Origin of the sequence: Streptomyces filipinensis, from assembly GCF_014649495.1 — a bacterium.
Lineage (GTDB): Bacteria > Actinomycetota > Actinomycetes > Streptomycetales > Streptomycetaceae > Streptomyces > Streptomyces filipinensis.
In genome coordinates this window covers 491,632-511,251 of sequence record NZ_BMTD01000002.1, presented here as the reverse complement: position 1 = coordinate 511,251, position 19,620 = coordinate 491,632, and the positions used below count along the sequence as shown (strand labels likewise).

General features: G+C 72.4%; 16 protein-coding genes. 10 read left to right on the top strand and 6 right to left on the bottom strand.

The annotated features are described in order from the left end of the window. Positions 1-40 precede the first annotated feature (40 nt). The 4 genes from IE244_RS07320 to IE244_RS07305 all read left to right on the top strand — a co-directional run bounded on the left by IE244_RS07320 (position 41) and on the right by IE244_RS07305 (position 3,625). Positions 41-703 (top strand): RNA polymerase sigma factor, encoded by a 663-nt coding sequence (locus tag IE244_RS07320; RefSeq protein WP_191872152.1) that lies wholly within the window; start codon positions 41-43, stop codon positions 701-703. A gap of 82 nt (positions 704-785) precedes the next feature. Continuing rightward, positions 786-1,598, top strand: a complete 813-nt coding sequence (locus IE244_RS07315; RefSeq protein WP_191871793.1) for a hypothetical protein — start codon at positions 786-788, stop codon at positions 1,596-1,598. 285 nt (positions 1,599-1,883) lie between these two features. Further along, positions 1,884-2,546 carry an RNA polymerase sigma factor gene (locus tag IE244_RS07310; protein ID WP_191871792.1) on the top strand — a complete coding sequence of 221 codons (663 nt, stop codon included), beginning with the start codon at positions 1,884-1,886 and terminating at the stop codon, positions 2,544-2,546. Continuing rightward, positions 2,546-3,625, top strand: a complete 1,080-nt coding sequence (locus IE244_RS07305; RefSeq protein WP_191871791.1) for a hypothetical protein — start codon at positions 2,546-2,548, stop codon at positions 3,623-3,625. The genes IE244_RS07310 and IE244_RS07305 overlap by 1 nt, the downstream gene beginning before the upstream one ends. Positions 3,626-3,830: 205 nt before the next feature. On the opposite strand, the gene IE244_RS07300 is transcribed toward IE244_RS07305, so the two are convergent. Beyond that, complete coding sequence (locus tag IE244_RS07300; RefSeq protein WP_191871790.1) at positions 3,831-4,718, bottom strand: L,D-transpeptidase family protein; 888 nt, start codon at positions 4,716-4,718, stop codon at positions 3,831-3,833. A gap of 80 nt (positions 4,719-4,798) precedes the next feature. Between IE244_RS07300 and IE244_RS07295 the strand changes: the two genes are divergently transcribed. Beyond that, positions 4,799-6,379 (top strand): acyl-CoA mutase large subunit family protein, encoded by a 1,581-nt coding sequence (locus IE244_RS07295; RefSeq protein WP_191871789.1) that lies wholly within the window; start codon positions 4,799-4,801, stop codon positions 6,377-6,379. A 15-nt stretch (positions 6,380-6,394) separates the two neighbouring features. On the opposite strand, the gene IE244_RS07290 is transcribed toward IE244_RS07295, so the two are convergent. Further along, positions 6,395-9,268, bottom strand: coding sequence for a COR domain-containing protein (locus IE244_RS07290; RefSeq protein ID WP_191871788.1), 2,874 nt, complete (start codon positions 9,266-9,268; stop codon positions 6,395-6,397). 254 nt (positions 9,269-9,522) lie between these two features. Between IE244_RS07290 and leuE the strand changes: the two genes are divergently transcribed. After that, positions 9,523-10,176 (top strand): leucine efflux protein LeuE, encoded by a 654-nt coding sequence (gene leuE, locus IE244_RS07285; RefSeq protein ID WP_191871787.1) that lies wholly within the window; start codon positions 9,523-9,525, stop codon positions 10,174-10,176. Positions 10,177-10,211: 35 nt separating this feature from the next. Here the strand turns inward: leuE and IE244_RS07280 are convergent, their stop codons facing one another. Further along, on the bottom strand, positions 10,212-11,588 hold the full coding sequence (locus IE244_RS07280; RefSeq protein WP_191872150.1) for an FAD-dependent monooxygenase: 1,377 nt from the start codon (positions 11,586-11,588) through the stop codon (positions 10,212-10,214). 65 nt (positions 11,589-11,653) lie between these two features. Between IE244_RS07280 and IE244_RS07275 the strand changes: the two genes are divergently transcribed. After that, entirely contained in the window at positions 11,654-12,304 is a 651-nt protein-coding gene (locus IE244_RS07275; protein WP_191871785.1) for a TetR/AcrR family transcriptional regulator C-terminal domain-containing protein, read from the top strand. Here IE244_RS07275 and IE244_RS07270 read toward each other — a convergent pair. From IE244_RS07270 to IE244_RS07260, 3 genes are all read right to left on the bottom strand, one after another. After that, positions 12,297-13,427, bottom strand: coding sequence for an acyltransferase family protein (locus tag IE244_RS07270; RefSeq protein WP_191871784.1), 1,131 nt, complete (start codon positions 13,425-13,427; stop codon positions 12,297-12,299). The two genes, IE244_RS07275 and IE244_RS07270, sit on opposite strands and share 8 nt — an antisense overlap. A 146-nt stretch (positions 13,428-13,573) precedes the next feature. After that, the gene (locus IE244_RS07265) at positions 13,574-14,908 is read right to left on the bottom strand and encodes an alpha-2,8-polysialyltransferase family protein (RefSeq protein ID WP_191871783.1); all 1,335 of its coding nucleotides are present in this window, start codon (positions 14,906-14,908) and stop codon (positions 13,574-13,576) included. Next, positions 14,905-15,882, bottom strand: a complete 978-nt coding sequence (locus IE244_RS07260; protein ID WP_191872148.1) for a glycosyltransferase family 2 protein — start codon at positions 15,880-15,882, stop codon at positions 14,905-14,907. The genes IE244_RS07265 and IE244_RS07260 overlap by 4 nt, the downstream gene beginning before the upstream one ends. Positions 15,883-16,080: 198 nt before the next feature. On the opposite strand from IE244_RS07260, the gene IE244_RS07255 reads away from it, so the two are divergent. The 3 genes from IE244_RS07255 to IE244_RS07245 are packed head-to-tail and all read left to right on the top strand — an operon-like array spanning position 16,081 to position 19,605. Continuing rightward, positions 16,081-17,394, top strand: coding sequence for a DUF6716 putative glycosyltransferase (locus IE244_RS07255; protein WP_191871781.1), 1,314 nt, complete (start codon positions 16,081-16,083; stop codon positions 17,392-17,394). 29 nt (positions 17,395-17,423) lie between these two features. Then, positions 17,424-18,653, top strand: coding sequence for an N-acylneuraminate cytidylyltransferase (locus tag IE244_RS07250; RefSeq protein ID WP_191871780.1), 1,230 nt, complete (start codon positions 17,424-17,426; stop codon positions 18,651-18,653). Positions 18,654-18,666: 13 nt separating this feature from the next. Then, the gene (locus IE244_RS07245; RefSeq protein ID WP_191871779.1) at positions 18,667-19,605 is read left to right on the top strand and encodes an N-acetylneuraminate synthase family protein; all 939 of its coding nucleotides are present in this window, start codon (positions 18,667-18,669) and stop codon (positions 19,603-19,605) included. Positions 19,606-19,620 lie beyond the last annotated feature (15 nt).

The following is a 19,620-nucleotide window of genomic DNA, read 5'->3' as shown; positions in this document are numbered from 1 at the left end:
GCCACGCCGTGGCCATGAGCTCGGCACGAACGAGGACGTCTTGGGCCAGGGAGGGGTACCCCGGCGCCCGCAGCCGCGGGACGGGGAACTGGGCGCGGCCGTCGCGCGCGCCCAGGAGGGCGACGAGACCGCCTTCGCGGTGGCCTACCGGATCGTGCAGCCCGGCCTGCTCGGCTATCTGCGCGGCCTCGTCGGCGAGGACGCGGAGGACGTGGCCGCCGACGCCTGGCTGGAGATCGCCCGCGACCTCGGCCGGTTCAAGGGCGACGGCGCCGGCTTCCGCGGCTGGACCGCGACCATCGCCCGGCACCGCGCCCTGGACCAGTTGCGCCGCCGCCGGGTACGGCCCCGGGCCGCGCCGCTGGAGCAGGACGCCCTGGAACTGCCCGGCCGGCACAGCACCGACGACGAGGCCCTGGAGTCGCTGTCCACGCACCGGGCGCTGGAACTGGTGCGCAGCCTGCCGCGCGACCAGGCCGAGGCGGTGCTGCTGCGGGTGGTCGTCGGCCTGGACGGCCCGTCCGCCGCGCGCGTCCTCGACAAGCGCCCCGGCGCCGTCCGCACGGCCGCGCACCGGGGGCTGAAACGCCTCGCCCGGCACCTGGGCGCCCGGGACGCGGCTGACGAAGTCGGGGCGGACGGAGGTGCGGCGGACGAGGGTGTGACGGATGGCGGCCCCCGGACGCTGGGTGAGTCGACATGAACGGCGCCGATCGCGAGCCGTACGGATATGGGAGAGGTACCGGCGCGGGACTCCGGCGCGCCGGACGAGGACGGGAACGGGCATGGGTGAACGGCACAGCGGCGACGCTCCCCTGGGGCGCCGGCGCGCGCACCCCGGCGGCATCCTCTCCGCATCCCGGCGCGACGAGGCGGACCTCGGCGGCCCGGGGTTCGAGGCGCGGCTCGCCGCGGCCCTGCGCGCCGACGGCACGGACGCCGACGGCGAGCGCCGGGCCGTGGCCGCCTTCCGTGCCGCCCGCGCCACGGGAGCGCCCCTCCCGCGCACCCGGCGCCGGGACGACTGGCGGCCCGCGGCGCCGCGCCGCGGCCGGCTCTCGCTGAGGGCCACGCTCTCGGTGGCGCTCGCGAGCCTCGCGCTGGGCGGCGTCGCCGTCGCGGCGATCGGCTCCGCCCGGTCGGGTCCGTCCGCCCGCCCGCACACCCCGCGGCCGGCGTACTCCTCGACGAGCACCTCGCACGGGCCGGCCGTACCCGGCCCGTCCGACGGACCGGCCGGCTCCCGGTCCCCGGGCCCGTCCGCCCGCCCGGACCACCCCGCCACCGCCCGGGACACCGTGGCCCACTGCCGTACCTACGAGCGGGCCGGGGAACGGGGCGGTGCCCTGGACTCGACGGCCTGGCAGCGGCTCGTCACGGCGGCGGGCGGCGAGGACGGGGTCGCGGCCTACTGCGCCCGGCTGGAGCGCTCCCAGGGGCCGGAGGGCGGCCATGGGGGCAAGCAGGGCGAGGACGCGGGGCGGCCGGCGGCGAGTGCGAAGCCGGCCGACGCGAAGCCGGCCGACACCAAGCCGTCCGGCGTCGGTCCGACCGGCGCGAAGAAGAAGCCCGCGGGGGCCGGGAGCAAGAAGAAGTAGCGGCCCCGCCGGCCCCACGCAAGCGAACGGCCGGGGCCGCCACCCCCCACAGGAGAGGCCCCGGCCGTCGCGCGGACGGGCCGCGCGCGACCCGTACTTCCTACAGCGCCGGGAGTGCGTTTTCTGTCACACCCCGAGCCGGTCGGCCCTCACCCTGCGCACATCCGCACCCGGTCACGAGTTAGTTGCATCTTCTACGGACCCCCTGCGGACATGGACGGGCAACGGTTTCACGCCGTAACGTGCCTTTCGCGCCGACCGGGAAACAGGCGTAAAGGGAGTGCGGTGCTGGGGGACGACGCGGAGCTGACCGCCGCGGTGCGTGCGGCACAGGACGGAGACGAGACCGCCTTCCGTACGGTGTACCGCTCCGTGCATCCACGGCTGCTCGGATACGTGCGGACACTGGTCGGCGATCCGGACGCCGAGGACGTCGCGTCCGAGGCCTGGCTGCAGATCGCCCGCGACCTGGACCGGTTCAGCGGGGACGCCGACCGCTTCCGCGGCTGGGCCGCCCGGATCGCCCGCAACCGCGCCCTGGACCACATACGCATGCGCGGCCGCCGTCCCGCCATAGGCGGCGACGAGACGGAGCTGACCGGCCGGGCCGCCGAGTCCGACACGGCCGGCGAGGCCATCGAGGCCCTGGCCACCGACAGCACCCTCTCCCTCATCGCGCGGCTCCCGCAGGACCAGGCCGAGGCGGTCGTCCTGCGCGTCGTCGTCGGCCTCGACGCCAAGAGCGCCGCCGAGACCCTCGGCAAACGCGCCGGCGCCGTCCGCACCGCCGCGCACCGCGGTCTGAAGCGGCTCGCGGAGCTGCTCGGCGACGATCCGGAATCGGCGGGCGCGCTCGACGCGCTCCCACCCCAGCGAGAACCGCGCCGTGGCGCGGTGTCGTCCGCAACTGTGACGGATACGCGTGCGCGGACGCAGAAGGACATGTGATGGCCGACGAGCAGGACAAGTGGCTGAACCGGGAGACGGCGGAACGCCTGCTGCGCGGTGAGTCACTGGAAGCCGTCGACGCCTCTGCCCGTGACCAGGCCGAACGCCTCTCCCGTGCGCTCGGCGCGCTCTCCGCGGAGGCGGCTCCCGCCACCGGTGAGCTCCCTGGCGAACAGGCCGCCCTGGCCGCGTTCCGCAAGGCCCGCGAGGCCACCGAAACCGAACGGACCGCCGCTGCCCCCGCCGGCGGCGGCACCGGCCGGTCCGTGCCCGGTGCCGACGCGGGCCTGGTCCGCATCGGTGCCCCGGGCCGTACCGGAACCCCGGCCCGCCGCCCCCGCTGGGGCCGCCCGGTACGCCTGGCACTCGCCGCCGCGATGGCCGTGGGCACGGTCGGCGGGGTCGCCATGGCCGCCGGGAGCGGGATGCTGCACACGCCGTTCGCGCCCGAGAAGCCCGGCCCCTCCGCCTCCGCCTCCGCCTCCCCCGACGAGACGTCCGCGGTCCCCTTCGCCCCGGTCCCGCCCGAGGGCACCTCGGGCGCGACCGTGGATCCGGGCGCGCCGAGCGGCGGCCCGGGCGGGCGGGGCGGGCACGCCCCCGGCGAGGCCGCCGGACCGGACGACCACGCGGGCGGCAGCGACGCCCCGGGTACCGGTGAGCCCTCCGGAAGCCCCCGCGGCCGCTGGAAGGACGCCGTCGCGGCCTGCCGGGACATCCGCGACGGCCGGGAACTGGAGGCCGGTCGCCGGCGCGCGCTGGAGAACCTGGCGGGCGGCAGCGCACGCGTGAGCCGGTACTGCAAGGTCGTGCTGTCCGCCGCCGACCTGGCCGGCGGGGCGGCGAGCGGCGGCAGGAGCGGCGACAGCGGAACGGCCAAGGGCACGGGCGGCGGCGGAAAGAGCCAGGGCAAGGACGAGGACAACGGCAAGGACAAGGGCAAGGGGGACGACGACGGCCCCGGGCGGGGGCGCCACGGTCACCCCGGCAAGGGCCGTGGCCATGGCCGCGGCCCCGTCCGGCACGGCGCCGCCGCCGCGCCCGTTCCCTCCGCCCTCACTCCGACGCACCCTGTCTGACCTGCGCTTTCATGGTCCGCGAAAATTTCTTCCCGCGAGGTGTGACGTTTTCGGAGCCCGGCACGCAGTAATGAGTGAGCCGACTGGTCATCGGCCGTCGCACTGAGCCGGGGTTCCCCCCGTACCCACGGCTCGTGCACCTGGCGCGGGCGGGACACGTTCCCCCGGTCCCGCCCGCGCCCCGCATCCCACACCACCGCCGTCGTCACCAGTAGACGACGACCTTGTCGCCCATCCGCACCTGCGCGAACAACTGGGCGATCGCGGTCTCGTCCCGGACGTTCACGCACCCGTGCGAGCCGCCCGCGTATCCGCGCGCCGCGAAGTCGTACGAGTAGTGCACGGCCTGGCCGCCGCTGAAGAACATCGCGTACGGCATCGGCGAGTGGTAGAGCGTGGACACCCAGTGCCGCGCCTTCCAGTAGACGTGGAAGACACCCTCCCGGGTCGGCGTGTACTGCGCCCCGAACCGCACCGCGGTCGTGGACAGCGTCCGCCCGTCGACCATCCAGCGCAGCGTCCGCGTCGTCTTGTCGATGCACAGGACACGTCCGGTCAGGCAGCGCGGGTCGGGCGCCCCGGCCGGCTGGCCGCCCATCAGATACAGCTCCCAGGTGCCGGGCGGGTGCGTCATCGACACCAGCCGCTGCCAGGTGACGGAGTCCGCCCGCCCGGTCTGCGGCAGCCCGCGCTTGCCCTGGAAGCCCCTGACGGCCTGCTCGGTCAGATCGTCGTACGACCCCGTCGGCCCGTCGAACAGCCACTGAAGCTGGCGCAGCCGCGCCTGCAGCTCCCGCACGCCCGGCCCGCTGTCGCCGCGCGACCACAACACCCGGGGAGGGGGCGCGGCCGGTGCGATCGACGGGTGCTGGGCCGTTGGGGTGGGAACAGCCGGGCCGCTCACCGGCGGGAGGCCGGACACCTGCCCGGACACCTGCCCGGGTGTCTGCTCCGGAAGCCGGACGTGCACCGGTGCCCGGGCTTTGCCGTCCGCGTCCGTGGAGGGCTGCACGGTGCAGCCGCACAGCGCGGCGAGCGCGGTGAGGGAGACGGCCGAGGCGAGTACGGCGGCGGGTCTTCGCGAGATCCTCATGCCGGGGATGCTTCCCCGCGTGACCGCCGTCCAACGACGGGGCATGGTGAGGGGTGACAGGACGTACTGCGGAGGCATCCATGGCGCGTGAGTCGGAGTCGGGACTGCCGGTCGAACCGGTCTACGGGCCGGAGGCCCTCAAGGGCTGGGACCCGGCCGGGAAACTGGGCGAACCGGGCGCGTACCCGTTCACCCGCGGGGTCTACCCGACCATGTACACCGGCCGTCCCTGGACCATGCGCCAGTACGCCGGTTTCGGCACGGCCGCCGAGTCGAACGCCCGCTACCGGCAGCTGATCGCCCACGGCACCACCGGACTCTCGGTCGCCTTCGACCTGCCCACCCAGATGGGCCACGACTCCGACGCGCCCCTCGCGCACGGCGAGGTCGGCAAGGTGGGCGTGGCCATCGACTCGATCGAGGACATGCGGGTGCTCTTCGACGGCATCCCGCTCGGCCAGGTCTCGACGTCGATGACGATCAACGCCCCGGCGGCCCTGCTGCTGCTCCTGTACCAGCTGGTGGCCGAGGAGCAGGGCGTACGGCCCGAGCAGCTGACGGGCACGATCCAGAACGACGTGCTGAAGGAGTACATCGCCCGTGGGACGTACATCTTCCCGCCCAAGCCCTCCCTGCGCCTGACCGCCGACATCTTCAAGTACTGCACCGCCGAGATCCCGAAGTGGAACACGATCTCGATCTCCGGCTACCACATGGCCGAGGCGGGGGCGTCGCCCGTACAGGAGATCGCGTTCACCCTGGCGGACGGCATCGAGTACGTCCGTACGGCGGTGGCTGCGGGCATGGACGTCGACGGCTTCGCCCCGCGCCTGTCCTTCTTCTTCGTGGCCCGTACGACGCTGCTGGAGGAGGTCGCCAAGTTCCGCGCGGCGCGCAGGATCTGGGCGCGGGTGATGCGGGACGAGTTCGGCGCCCGGGACCCGAAGTCCCTGATGCTCCGCTTCCACACCCAGACGGCCGGCGTGCAGCTGACGGCCCAGCAGCCGGAGGTGAACCTGGTCCGGGTCGCCGTCCAGGCCCTGGCGGCGGTGCTCGGCGGTACGCAGTCCCTGCACACCAACTCCTTCGACGAGGCGATCGCGCTGCCGACGGACAAGAGCGCGCGGCTGGCGCTGCGGACCCAGCAGGTGCTGGCGCACGAGAGTGACGTGACGGCGACCGTCGACCCCTTCGCGGGCTCCTACGCGGTGGAGCGGATGACGGACGACGTGGAGGAGGCGGCCGTCGACCTGATGCGCAGGGTCGAGGACCTGGGCGGGGCGGTGGCGGCGATCGAGCGCGGTTTCCAGAAGGCCGAGATCGAGCAGAACGCGTACCGGATCGCCCAGGAGACCGACTCCGGGGAGCGGGTGGTCGTGGGCGTGAACCGCTTCCGGCTGGACGAGGAGGAGCCGTACGCGCCGCTCCGCGTCGACCCGGCCATCGAGGCCCGGCAGGCGGAACGCCTGGAGAAACTGCGGGCGGAACGGGACCGGCGGGCGGTGGACTCGGCCCTCGCCGCACTGGCGAAGGCGGCGGAGGGCGAGAACAACGTGCTGTACCCGATGAAGGAGGCGCTGCGCGCCCGGGCGACGGTGGGGGAGGTGTGCAACGCGCTGCGCGAGGTGTGGGGCAGCCATGTGCCCTCGGACGCGTTCTGAGCCTCCCCCCCCGCCTCAGGTCTGCTGCCGGGACAGGGCGCCGGGACCGCCCGGCTGGGACGGCAGCCTGACGGCTTCGTGCCCGGTGCCCGCGCCCAGTACGCCCTGCTGGTAGAAGCGCGCGTGTTCCCGGCACAGCCAGTAGGTCGGGCCCTCGGGAGTGACGACCTTGTTCAGGCCGGCCCAGCGCTCCTCCGGATCGAGCTGCTTGAGCAGGGCGTACATCTGCCGGAACTCGGCATGGTCCGTCGCCAGCACGGTGGAGCGTGACTCCCGGTCGCTCAGCTGCCGGCGGGTCTCGTCGGGAAGAGCGTCGAGCAGCGCCTTCATCAGCTCCAGGTCGTCCTTCATCACCTTGCTCAGATCCTCGGACACCGCTCCGACGGCCGCGCCGAAGACGGGGACGACGTACTTGAGCACCTTGAGCGACTGGTGCACGTACGGCAGCACGACCTTGGTGAACTTCGAGTTCGCGGGCAGCTCGTACGGCTCGGCTCCCTCCAGCAGATGCCACTCGCCGGGCGCCTCGCAGCACAGGTGCAGCTGGAAGACGTCCCCGGGGCGCAACCGGTGTCCCGCCGCACGGCGCGACACCCGGCGCACCCAGACCACACTGGGGCAGATCGCCTCCTGCTGGCTCTGTTCGCGGCGCAGCAGCGCGAGGAAGCCCCGCTGCTGCTCGGCCACCATCGCCGACACCTCGGCCCGGGCCTGCTCGATCCCGTCCCGCACCTCGGCGTGCCGGCGCTGCCCGATGATCTCCATCCGGTCGAGCCGCTCCAGGACCTGGCGCGTCATCTGTTCGGACCGGTCGGCGGCCGGCCGCTCGATGCCCTGCAGCAGGAACGCGACCTCGACGTTCTCCAGGTGCTCCGGACACTCGATCGTCTCCAGCGGAGGACGGCGGTCGAGCCGGGCCCGCAGCTGCTCGTGCCGGAACTCGTGCGCGCACGCGCGGCCGTCCGGGTACCGGTACGGGCAGGGCACGAGGCGGGTGATGTCCAGGCCGGGGTAGCGCTGGAGGGTCTGCTCGAATCCGTCCTTGAGCACGGCGAAGAAGTCGTGCGGATACGAGCCCCGCACCCGCAACTCCGCCGTCTTCGCATGGCGGTCCACCGTCACCAGCGCGGCGTGCACCCCGTCCGGATGCTTGAGCAGGGCCCCGGAACGCCAGCGCACGGGGGTGGAGAACCGGTGCTCGCGGGCGATGAACCAGGTGGGGATGCCCGGGGGCACCGTGTGCAGCCGGTACCGGAGCCGCAGCTCCCGCTGGCCGAGGCGCTCCGGGGAGTTCCACTCGTCCTGGTACGGAGGCGGGTTCCAGGGCAGCAGTTCCACCACGAGGCTCGCGGTCTGGTCCTCGGTCCGGTACGAGAGGTCGAAGTTCTCCATCATGCGGATCAGGTGGCGCCGCATGGACCGCTCGACGTCCTGCCAGAGCGTGGCGCCGAAGGAGTGGTGGAACACGCCTCCCTCGTTGAGGACGTCCTCGGAGTCGAGCACCCGGCTGATGTACGCCGTCAGCCACTGGGGGCGCAGGACGACGAGGTCGCACAGTTCCTCGTCGTCCGGGTAGTAGAGGAGATCGCCGAGGCTGTGCAGCGCGGCGGTGAGCGAGGCCTGGTGCGAGGGCTCGCGCACCCCGGCCGTCGCGAGCAGCTCGTTCAGGCCTTCCGGTGTGATGTGCTTGTTCACGGACGCCCGTACGGCGTCCGCCGCCCGCAGCCAGGTGCGCGGCCAGGTCACGCCCATCAGGGGGAGGCAGGCGACCTGCTGGCGGATCACCTCACGCACCTGCTCGACACCGACACCGCTCGCGCTGTCCGCGCTGAGGCTCTCCACGATCAGCCCCGGATACGTCTCCTGCAGCTCGTCCAGGGGCAGGTCCGGGGGCCGGGGACCGAGATGCGTGGCGACCAGCACCACGGGGGCCTGCGGCGCCCTGGCCTTGATCATGTCGAGCCAGTAGTGCAGCTTGCTGCCCTCCCAGCCGATCTGCGCGTCCCACAGCAGCAGGAAGAGCGAGCGGTCGGTGAGGAAGAACTGGTGGGTGGCGTGGTAGATCTCCTGGCCGCCGAAGTCCCAGGTGCTCAGCCGCATGGTCACGTCCTCCCCGGCGGGGGGATGCGGATGCGGCATGTCCAGGGTGCCGACGGTGAGCCCGTGGGTGCTGTCCTCGTTCGGGTTGTGGGCCTCGTTGCGCAGGGCACGCAGGAGCGAGGTCTTGCCCACGCGGCCCTCGCCGACGACGACGACCTTGGACGACCACTGACGGACGGGGTCGGCCTGGGTCTCGGCGAGGAAGGTGACGACTGCCTGGGTACCGGCGGCGACCACCTCGGGGGGTGGGCTCGTCAAGGGGTTGTCGTGGAGTCCCAGAACGGTCAGTTCCCGGAGGGCGCCCAGACTCCTGGGAAGTTCGCTGAGGCTGTTCGCGCTCAGTTCCAGGCGCCGGAGCCTGACAAGGCGGCCGATGTCTTCGGGGAGGGCGGTCAGAAAGTTGACGCTCAGCCAGACCGTCTCGAGGCTGGTGAGGTCCGTGAACCAGGCCGGCAGGGATTCGAGCTGGTTCTCGCCGAGTGCGAGGACGGTGAGCTCGGTGAGGTTGCGGAGCGTCTCGGGCAGGTGGGAGAGGCGGTTGCCGTAGAGCCGCAGATCCTTCAGCCGGGTCAGGTTGCCGAGGCTGTCCGGAACCGCGACCAGCTTGTTGAAGTCCAGACCCAGCGCACGGAGCTCGGTGAGCCTGCCGATCGACTCGGGCACGGCGACGAGCGCGTTGTGGTCCGCCGAGAGGAACTCGAGTCGGGTGAGGTCACCGATCCACTCGGGCAGCGCGTGGAGCCTGTTCGACTGCACTTCGAGCTGGATCAGGCGAGTCAGCTCGCGCACCTCCTCCGGCACCGCTGTCAGTCCGAGCCCGGAGAGGTCGAGTGTCGTGCTCCCCCTGCTTAGGCACTCCGTGATCCGTGCACGTGCCTCGTCGATGCCGTTGTCCGCAGAAGCCAATTCCCGTGCCCCGCCCTGTACTTGACCAGGGGGACTCCCTCGGCCCCCTGAGGAACAGCGTAGGGATCGCGTCACCCGGCGGTCAGGACATTCCGGGAATCCGTGCCCCCTCGTCCGTCCGTGCGACACTCCTGTGCATGTTCGGTGTCATCGACCTCCCCACCTATCTCGCGGGCCTGATCCTGATCGTGCTGCTGCCCGGTCCCAATTCGCTGTACGTGCTCTCCGTGGCCGCCCGGCGCGGTGTGCGGGCCGGGTACACCGCCGCCGCCGGGGTGTGGTGCGGTGACACCGTGCTGATGACGCTGTCCGCCGCGGGGGTCGCCTCGCTGCTGAAGGCCAACGCCGTGCTGTTCGGGATCGTGAAGTACGCCGGTGCCGGATATCTGACCTGGCTCGCCATCGGCATGCTGCGGGCCGCCTGGCAGATGTGGCGGACGCGGCGGGAGAGGGCCGTGGAGGACTCCGCCGGGGCCGCCGCGGTCACCGATGAGCGGCCCTTGCGGCGCGCGCTCGTCGTGAGCCTCTTCAACCCGAAGGCGATCCTGTTCTTCGTCGCCTTCTTCGTCCAGTTCGTCGACCCCCACTACGCCTGGCCGGCCCTGTCCTTCGTCGTGCTCGGCGCGTTCGCCCAGCTGGCCAGCTTCCTGTATCTGAGCGCGCTGATATTCGGCGGGACGCGGCTCGCCGCCGCGTTCCGGCGGCGCAAGAGGCTGTCGGCCACGGCCACCTCGGCGGCCGGGGCGTTGTTCCTGGGGTTCGCCGTGAAGCTGACGCTGGCCAGTGCGTAGCGCCCGCCGCACCGTGCCCGGCGCGTAGGGCGGGGTCAGACGCCGACCCCGGCCAGGTAGGCCTCGACCCCCTCGGACGAGGCGCCCGCCCAGCCCACGTATCCGTCCGGGCGGATCAGGAAGACGCCCGGTCCGTATGACCGCGGGGCCGTCGGCAGCGCGCGCACGCCGGGGGCAGGGGCCTGCGCGCCCAGCAGGGTCCAGTGGGGGCCCCGGAACGCGTCGAAGAGGCGGACGCCGGACACCGTGCCGTCGGGGGCGCGGTCGCCCGCCCGGACGCCGGACGGGTTCTCACGCGTCTCCACGCTGAGGGACGACTCCCGGTAGTCCAGCCCCAGCTGCAGGGTCGACCTCCCGCGCCGGACCTCGCCGCGGTGCACGCCCGTCGACAGGTCCAGCATGGCCGCCGCGTTCGCCCGGCGCTCCTCCTCGTAGGTGTCCAGCAACGCCTTTGGCGCCCCGCCGCGCAGTACCGCGCCCAGCTTCCAGCCCAGGTTGTAGGCGTCCTGGACGCTGGTGTTCAGGCCCTGCCCGCCGGCCGGGGAGTGCACGTGCGCCGCGTCGCCCGCGAGGAAGACCCGGTCCGCCCGGAACCGGTCCGCGAGGCCGGTGCGCGGCCGGAAGTCGGAGGCCCAGCGCAGCTCCGTGACGTCCCCGGCGTCCAGGTGCGTGTACGCGGCCACCAGCGCCCGGATGCCGTCCAGGGACAGGTCGGGCGTGGTGCCCTCCGCGAGGCGCGCCTGTACCTGGAAGTCGTCCGTGCCGGCGAGCGGGCACAGCCCCACGCCGGTGCCGTCGGCGCGCGGGAAGGTGTGCCAGTGGTCGCGGTCCAGGCCCGTCAGCCGTACGTCCGCCACCAGGAACGGCGCGGGGTCGACCGCCTCCCCGGCCATGCCGACGCCCAGCGCGCGCCGCACGGCCGACCGGCCGCCGTCGGCCGCGACGACGTACCGGGCGCGGGTGGTCGTACCGTCGGCGCACCGCACGGTCACGCCGTCCGCGTCCTGTTCGAGGCCGGTCACCTCGCGTCCGAAGGCCACCTTGCCGCCGAGCTCGGCGAGCCGCGCGTACAGCACCTCCTGGGTGCGCCACTGCGCGACCATCAGCGGGTCGGTGTACGGGGTGCCCTCGTCCGCCTCGATGGCGTCGAACATGGGCTGTTCGCCGATCCGCTCGCCGTCCTTCCAGATCATCCGCGCCGGGTACGGGCCGCCCGCCGCCCGGATCGCCTCCCGCACGCCCAGGTCGTCGAAGACCTCCTGGGTGCGCGGCTGGATCCCCTTGCCGCGCGAGCCGGGGAACAGGCCCTCGGCCCGCTCCACCACCAGTGCGTCCACCCCGCGCCGGGCGAGGTCTATGCCGAGGGTCAGACCGGTCGGACCCGCGCCCACGATCAGGACATCCATCACGATTCTCCTTAACATCGTTAAGTGCCGACGCCCCTGAGCGTGCCCTTAACGCTGTTAAGCTGTCAAGTGTGAGCCCCGAGAAACGCACGCCCCTGGACCGCCGCCGTGTCGCCGACACCGCGTTGCGCCTGCTGAACGAGGTCGGCCTGGACGGCCTGACCCTGCGTGCCATCGCCAGGGAGCTGGACGTCAAGGCGCCCGCGCTGTACTGGCACTTCAAGGACAAGCAGGCGCTGCTGGACGAGATGGCGACCGAGATGTACCGGCGGATGGCCGCCGGTCTCGCGCTCGATCCCGCCGACACCTGGCAGCAGCGGTTGCTGAAGACGAACCGCGCGCTGCGGGCCGCGCTGCTCGGCTACCGGGACGGGGCGAAGGTGTTCAGCGGTTCACGCTTCACGGGCACGGACCACGCCGGCGAGCTGGAAGCGAACCTGCGCCTGCTCACGGACGCCGGCTTCACCCTCGCCCAGGCGGTCCACGCGGGCCGTACCGCCAGCGCGTACACCATCGGCTTCGTCACCGAGGAGCAGGGCGTCGAGCCCCTCCCGGGCGAGCGGCGGGAGGGGTACGACGTCGGGGAACGCGCCCGGCGGATGGCCGGGTACCCGCTCGCCGCGCAGGCCGGACCGCTGCTCTTCGACGGCTACGACGAGCAGTTCGAGGAGGGGCTGGCGCTGGTGGTCGCGGGCGTCGGGGCGCGGTACGGGATCAGCTGACGGCGGGGAGCCCGCGGGTCTTCTTCAGGGCCCGCTTCAGCCGCGGCCCGAGCGGCCTCTCCACGAACCGGTGGATCAGCCAGGCCAGCACGAGCATGCCGAGCACGGTGGTCACGAGCGTCGCCCACGCGGGCAGGCCGAGCCCCCGGTGCAGCACCCGGATGACGAACCAGCCGAGGTGCTCGTGGACCAGGTAGAACGGGTAGGTCAGCGCGCCGGCCGTGACCAGCCAGGGCCAGGACGCCCACCGCGTCCAGCCCAGGGCCACGGCGGCGACGGCCCCGTAGGCGGCGGTGACGATCAGGATGACGACATAGGGGTCCCGGTGCGGGTGCGGGCCCCACAGCCCGCGGGTGGCCTCGCTCTGGGCCAGCAGCCAGGACATCGCGACGATGCCCCACGCGAGCAGGTCGCTGCCGAAGCGGTGGATCAGGTACAGCGCCAGACCGCCGACGAAGAAGGGCGCGTAGTCGGGCATGACCACCTGGTTCAGCAGGTCGTCGCGCGACGAGGAGCACAGCACGGCCGCCGCCGTCCACACGCAGGCGAACAGCACCACCCGGCGGTAGGTCACCCCGGGCAGGACCACCAGCAGCGCGAACAGCACGTAGAAGCGGACCTCTACCCAGAGCGTCCAGCACACGCCCAGGACCCGGGTCGCGCCCATCGGCTGCTGCAGCATCGTCAGGTTGACGAGGAACTCGTCCAGCCGGACCGCGTGGACGACCACCGGCAGCGCCAGGGACGCCCCGGTGACGAGGACGAGCGCGACCCAGTACGCGGGATACAGGCGGGCGACCCGGGAGCGGAAGAAGTCACCGAGGGTGCGGCCCCAGCTGCTCATGCAGATCACGAAACCGCTGATGACGAAGAAGAACTGCACACCGAAATTGCCGTAGACGGCCGCCCGGGACAGGGCCGGGAAGAGGTGGTCCGGGCTGCCGTGCCAGGACGCGGAGACCGGGCCACCGCGACCGGTGTAGTGGTACAGGCAGACCATCAGGGCGGCGACGAGCCGCAGGCCGTCCAGGGCGAGCAGACGGCTTCGAGGTCTGGAGGCGGGGGTCGTTCCGGCGGCGGAGGGTGCGGGAACGGAGGCGAGGGCGGGGGAGGAAGCGGCCATGGTGTTCAGCGCCTACCCGAACGAAAATAGATCACCTCATCATTTTGTGTGAAAGTAGCCGTCATGGGCGGGTAGTTGAGCTGACATCCGGGTGAACGGGAGGGGGTGGGCCCGCGCCGGGCCCACCCCTCCTCACCGTCGTGTCCTCACCGGCGTACGGAGTTGCGCAGGCTGCGCGCCTTGCGGGCCACCCGGCGGACCGTCGCGTTGCGCGGGATGAACGCCAGCTGGGCGGGCACCCCGCCGGGCAGGGCCAGTGAGGACAGTCGCCGGCGCTTGAAGTAGCGCATGGTGTGCGGGTTCAGGTGCCGTGCGAGCCAGCTCTCGGCCTGCGGGCGAAGCCGCGGGTAGATCTTCGGCTGCATCGCGAAGCCCACCGCGCGGATCAGCGCGCCGAGCGCCTCGACGTCCATGCCGGAGCGCTGCCCGGTGACCGCGGCACGGTCGCCGAGGTCGGGCAGCAGCGCGTCCGCGATGGTCACCGGCACCCGGTTGCTGTTCTCGTACGGCGTCAGCCGCTCCAGCAGCGCCTCGGTGCCGATCCGGGCGACCGGCAGGCCGTACAGCGCCCGCGCCGTGAGCAGGGCGGTGGAGAAGCAGCCGACGACCAGCGCGGGACGCATCCGCTGGTACAGCACCTCGGCGAGGACCGGCGTGTCGAGCACCGTCAGCTCGACCTTCAGCTGCTCCGCCTCCCGCTCCAGCAGGCGGGTGAAGCGGGCCGGCGCGGAGGGGTGCGGCTTGAACACCACCTGGGTGTGGCCGAGCGCCGCCGCGCCCCTCAGCATCCGCACATGCAGGTTCTCCTCCTGCTCGGCGGTGAGGATGTCCAGTGCCGACAGGTACTGGCCGAGCAGCAGCGCGGGCTCCTCGATCCGAGGCAACCCGTCTCCGCTGGGGGCGAGTTCGGCGAGCACCTTGGTGAAGGCGGCCGTCGGCACGATCTCGCCGGGCACGCCGAACTCGGTGAGCAGCAGCGGCTTCAGGCCGGGCACCAGGTCCAGGTGCAGCACCCGGTCCACGCGGGTGCCGACCAGCGGGTCGATCTTGTTACGGGTGGGGCCGTAGCTCATCAGGCCGTCGGCGTAGACCGTCACCGGGGCGCCGGTGAAGATCTGCGCGAGCGCCAGGGACGGGTTGACCTGGATCGACTCGACCGCCAACGCCACGTCGTCGTGGCCCAGCCGCCACTCGTGGCGCAGGAAACGCTCCCAGAGCGGCAGATCGTCCCCGCGGGGCGCCCAGCCACCCGGATGGAACGGGAAGATCGTCTCGTTGTACGAGATCACGTCGTCGAAGCGGTCGCGCAGCTTCTCGAAGCCGGGCGCCTCGTCCAGCGGGGGCGTGGTCTCGGGCGTGGCCGCGTTGTTGCAGACCAGCAGGATCCGCCGGTCGGCCGGGCGGAAGCAGCCGGAGTCCAGTGCGGCGGCCAGCGTGGCCGTGCCGTACAGCGTCGACGCCTGGAAGATCTGCGTGGTCACGCGGCGGCCCCCGCGGCGGCGGGACGGCGGCGCAGCCGGCGCAGCTTGGTGGCGCGCTGGAGGTCCATGGAGTCCAGCGCCTCGTCCAGCACGTCCTGCGGCATGCGCCGCAGGGCGGCGGCACTCATGGATTTCAGTTTCTTCGCCACCGCGGGCTCGAACCTTTCGATGGATCCCAGATGATGGGAAATGATGGCGCAATAGGTACGGACGGCCTTCGGCAACAGCTGGTCGGCGTCCCGGTCCTGGGCGGTTTCCGCGACGACCTGATCGAACGCGCGAATGAAATCGAGCTGCCGGACGTCACCGATCTGGGTGAGCGAGGAGGCGACCCCGCGCCGGTAGAACACGCCGAGCAGACTCACCGCGGCGAAGGATTCCGCCTCCCGGTGCAGCTTCCAGATCCACGGCCGGTCCTCGGCGGTGCGCAGCCCGTCGGTGAAGTGCAGAAGCCCCTTGTCCACCAGCCGGCGGTGGTAGAGACCCGCCCACGCGTACGCGTAGTCCACGGACGTCGACCGGTCGGCGGGCAGGATCGCCTCCCGCGGGTCCATCACCACGTTGCGCCGGCCGACCGGCACCCGGTTCACCGAACGCGACCGCGCGGTGCACTGCACATGGTCGGTGCGGATGAAGTCGCAGCCCAGCTCCTCCATGGCCGCAACCGCTTGCGCGAAGTAGCCGGGGGCGAGCCAGTCGTCGCCGTCCAGGAAGGTCAGGTACGTGCCGCGCGCCCGGTCGATACCGGTGTTGCGGGCGGTCGCCAGCCCTCCGTTCTGCTCGTGCCGGACGTAGACGGCCCCGGGCAGCTCGCGCTCCGCGCGCGCGAGAATCTCTGGTGTCTCGTCGCGGGAGCAGTCGTCGACGAGAATGAATTCGAAGTCCTCACACGCGTTCGCCTTCAGGCTCCTGAGCGTGTCGGGCGCGTATTGCTGCACGTTGTAGAACGGCACGATGACGGAGAGCTTGACCACGTCAGGGACGTTAGGGCGAAGCCCGTCATTCGTCTTGACCGTCTGCTTGATGCTGGGTGAACGGCACGTGGCGAAGCTGTGAACCGGGCTTTTTCCGCGCGCCTTCGCGCCCTGATTCGCCATTCGGCGATGTGCTGTTAACCGTTTGTTGCATTCGGGTTGGGCGGAACCTCGGAATGGCTTCCTAGCGTCTTCGGCGTGCCAGCAAGTGCTACGAAGTCCCTGCGGGTCGCCGTCCTCGCCGATTCCGACACCCGGTGGAAGTGGGGCGCGCTCACCGCGCAGCGCCTCGCCCCCGCCGAGGCCGAGGTCCGGCTCGACGGCTACCTCCTGCGGGGACGCGCCACCCCCACCGCCCGCCAGCTCACGGAGGTCGGCGTCCGGGCGGACTCCCTGCGTGAGGTCACCGGCGTCGAGTTCCTGCGCGCCATGGACGAGGCGTCGTACGACGTCCTCGTCCTGGCGCTGGTCGGCGGCGGGGTCCAGGCGATGCTGCACGGGCTGCGCGCCGTCCGGGCGGGCGCCGGCAGGCGTCCCGTCGTCGTCACCGGCTACGTCGGGGTCGTCTACGAGAAGCTCGCCGACGGGCTGCTGCTGCGGCACGGCGCGGACCTCGTGCTCGCCAACTCCCGCCATGACGCGGACCGTTTCCGCGCCGTGTACGAGGGTGTGGGCGCCGACGCCTCCGCGGTCACCGAGGTCGCGCTGCCCTTCCTCGGCGGGGCGCCGTACGCCGGTGAACACGAGCCGTACACCGTGGTGTTCGCCGCCCAGCCGTCCGTCCCGGACAGCCGCAAGGACCGTACGTACCTGCTCGACCGGCTCATCGAGCACGCCCGCAGGCACCCCGAGCGCGAGGTCCTGCTGAAGCTGCGCTCCAAGCCGGGCGAGCACACCACCCACATCGAGGAGCTGCCGTACCAGAAGCTGGCGCAGGGCAGGCACCTGCCCGCCAACTTCCGCCTGGTCTACGGCCACATGGGTGAGGTCCTGGACCGTACCGACCTCCTCGTCACCGTCAGCTCCACGGCCGCCCTGGAGGCCCTGCACCGCCGCATCCCCACGGTGGTCCTGACCGACCTGGGCGTACGCGAGGTGCTCGGCAACCACCACTTCACCGGCTCCGGCTGCCTCGCCTCCTGGGACCAGCTGGATGCCGGGCACCGGCCGGTGGCCGACGAGGAGTGGGTGGCCCGGCAGGGCGTGGCCGCCGACGGCACCTACGAGACCGCGTTCGACACCGCCCGCGAGCGCATCGCCAAGCTGCTGGACCGCCCCGGCGGCCTGCCGCCCCTGACCCCCTACTACACCCCCGAGACCGCGCCCGGCTATCTGCCCGGCATCCTCGCCCGGCACCACCTCGGCCCCGACGGCGTGCCGCTGCCCGGCGCGCCCGCCGCCGACAAGGAGCCCGGACCGGTCCGCCAGATCGTGCGCCGCGCGGCGCGTGGCGCCTACCGCCACGGCGTGCAGCGGGTCGCCCCGGTGATCCGGCGGATGGGCGAGCTGTGACCTTCCAAGGGACCATCCAAGGAGACCCCATGTCCAACCCGGAAGCGGGCCCAGGCGCTGCGGTGCGCCGGGTGCTCGCGGTGATCCCCGCCCGCGGCGGCTCCAAGGGCGTGCCCGCGAAGAACCTCGCGCCCGTCGGCGGTGTCCCGCTGGTGGCGCGCGCGGTGCGCGAGTGCCGGGCGACCCGGCTGGTGACCGACGTCGTCGTCTCCACCGACGACCAGGCCATCGCCGCCGCCGCCCGGGAGGCCGGCGCCGAGGTCGTGCTGCGCCCCGCCGCCATCGCCGGAGACACGGCCACCTCCGAGGCCGCGGTCCTGCACGCCATGGACGCCCACGAGGCGCTGCACGGCGCGGCGGTCGACGCGGTCTTGCTCGTGCAGTGCACCAGCCCCTTCATCGTCCGCGAGGACATCGACGGGGTGGCGGGCGCGGTCGTGGAGAACGGCGCGGACACGGCGGTGACCGTGGCCCCCTTCCACGGCTTCGTCTGGCGCGAGGCCGACGCCGAGGCCGAGGGCGGGCTGGGCGTCAACCACGACAAGTCCTTCCGCCCCCGCCGCCAGGACCGCCCCCAGGACTTCCTGGAGACCGGCGCCGCCTACGCGATGGACGCGACGGGCTTCCGCAAGCACCAGCACCGCTTCTTCGGCCGTACGGAACTCGTCCGCACCGACCCCGCCCGGGTCCTGGAGATCGACGACCCGCACGACCTGGCGCGCGCCCGCGCGCTGGCGCCGCTCTTCGACGCGGACCGCCCCGGCGCGCTGCCGACCGCCGACGACATCGACGCGGTCGTACTGGACTTCGACGGCACCCAGACCGACGACCGGGTGCTGATCGACTCCGACGGACGGGAGTTCGTCTCCGTGCACCGCGGCGACGGCCTCGGCATCGCGGCCCTCCGCAGGAGCGGCCTGAAGATGCTGATCCTGTCCACGGAACAGAACCCTGTGGTCGCCGCCCGCGCCCGGAAGCTGAAGCTTCCCGTGCTGCACGGCATCGACCGCAAGGACCTCGCGCTCAAGCAGTGGTGCGAGGAGCAGGGCATCGCGCCGGAGCGCGTGCTCTACGTCGGCAACGACGTCAACGACCTCCCCTGCTTCGCCCTCGTGGGCTGGCCGGTGGCGGTCGCGAGCGCCCACGACGTCGTACGCGGCGCCGCACGCGCGGTCACCACGGTCCCCGGCGGTGACGGCGCGATCCGAGAGATCGCCAGCTGGATCCTCGGCCCCTCTCTCGATTCCCTCCCCAAGTAAGGAAATCTCCCCCATGAGCAGCAACTCCCGCATCCGTACGTTCGGTTCGCGCGAGGTCGGCCCCGGCCGTCCCGTCTACATCTGCGGCGAGATCGGCATCAACCACAACGGTGAGCTGGAGAACGCCTTCAAGCTGATCGACGTGGCCGCCGAGGCCGGCTGCGACGCGGTCAAGTTCCAGAAGCGCACTCCGGAGATCTGCACCCCGCGCGACCAGTGGGACATCGAGCGCGACACCCCCTGGGGCCGGATGACCTACATCGACTACCGCCACCGCGTGGAGTTCGGTGAGGACGAGTACCGCCAGATCGACGAGTACTGCAAGGAGAAGGGGATCGACTGGTTCGCCTCCCCGTGGGACACCGAGGCCGTCGCCTTCCTGGAGAAGTTCGGCGTCCCCGCCCACAAGGTGGCCTCCGCGTCCCTGACCGACGACGAGCTGCTGCGCGCCCTGCGCGCCACGGGCCGCTCGGTCATCCTCTCCACCGGCATGTCCACCCCGAAGCAGATCCGCCACGCGGTCGAGGTCCTGGGCTCGGACAACATCCTCATGTGCCACGCCACCTCCACCTACCCGGCGAAGGCCGACGAGCTGAACCTCCGCGTGATCAACACGCTGGAGAAGGAGTACCCGAACGTCCCGATCGGCTACTCCGGCCACGAGACGGGCCTGCAGACCACCCTCGCCGCGGTCGCGCTCGGGGCGACCTTCGTCGAGCGCCACATCACCCTCGACCGCGCCATGTGGGGCTCCGACCAGGCCGCCTCCGTCGAGCCGCAGGGCCTCACGCGTCTGGTCCGCGACATCCGCACCATCGAGGCCTCCCTCGGCGACGGCGTCAAGAAGGTCTACGACTCCGAGCTCGGCCCGATGAAGAAGCTGCGCCGCGTCGCCGGCGTCGTCGCCGAGGCGGAGATCGCCGCGGCGGCGGGCGAGCCGGTCTCGGTGTGAATCCAGGTCACTTAC

Coding starts and splice junctions, on each gene's coding strand:
- IE244_RS07315 (WP_191871793.1), top strand. CDS start 786: ATGGGTGAACGGCACAGCGGCGACGCTCCCCTGGGGCGCCGGCGCGCG.
- IE244_RS07305 (WP_191871791.1), top strand. CDS start 2,546: ATGGCCGACGAGCAGGACAAGTGGCTGAACCGGGAGACGGCGGAACGC.
- IE244_RS07300 (WP_191871790.1), bottom strand. CDS start 4,718: ATGAGGATCTCGCGAAGACCCGCCGCCGTACTCGCCTCGGCCGTCTCC.
- IE244_RS07295 (WP_191871789.1), top strand. CDS start 4,799: ATGGCGCGTGAGTCGGAGTCGGGACTGCCGGTCGAACCGGTCTACGGG.
- leuE (WP_191871787.1), top strand. CDS start 9,523: ATGTTCGGTGTCATCGACCTCCCCACCTATCTCGCGGGCCTGATCCTG.
- IE244_RS07270 (WP_191871784.1), bottom strand. CDS start 13,427: ATGGCCGCTTCCTCCCCCGCCCTCGCCTCCGTTCCCGCACCCTCCGCC.
- IE244_RS07250 (WP_191871780.1), top strand. CDS start 17,424: ATGTCCAACCCGGAAGCGGGCCCAGGCGCTGCGGTGCGCCGGGTGCTC.
- IE244_RS07245 (WP_191871779.1), top strand. CDS start 18,667: ATGAGCAGCAACTCCCGCATCCGTACGTTCGGTTCGCGCGAGGTCGGC.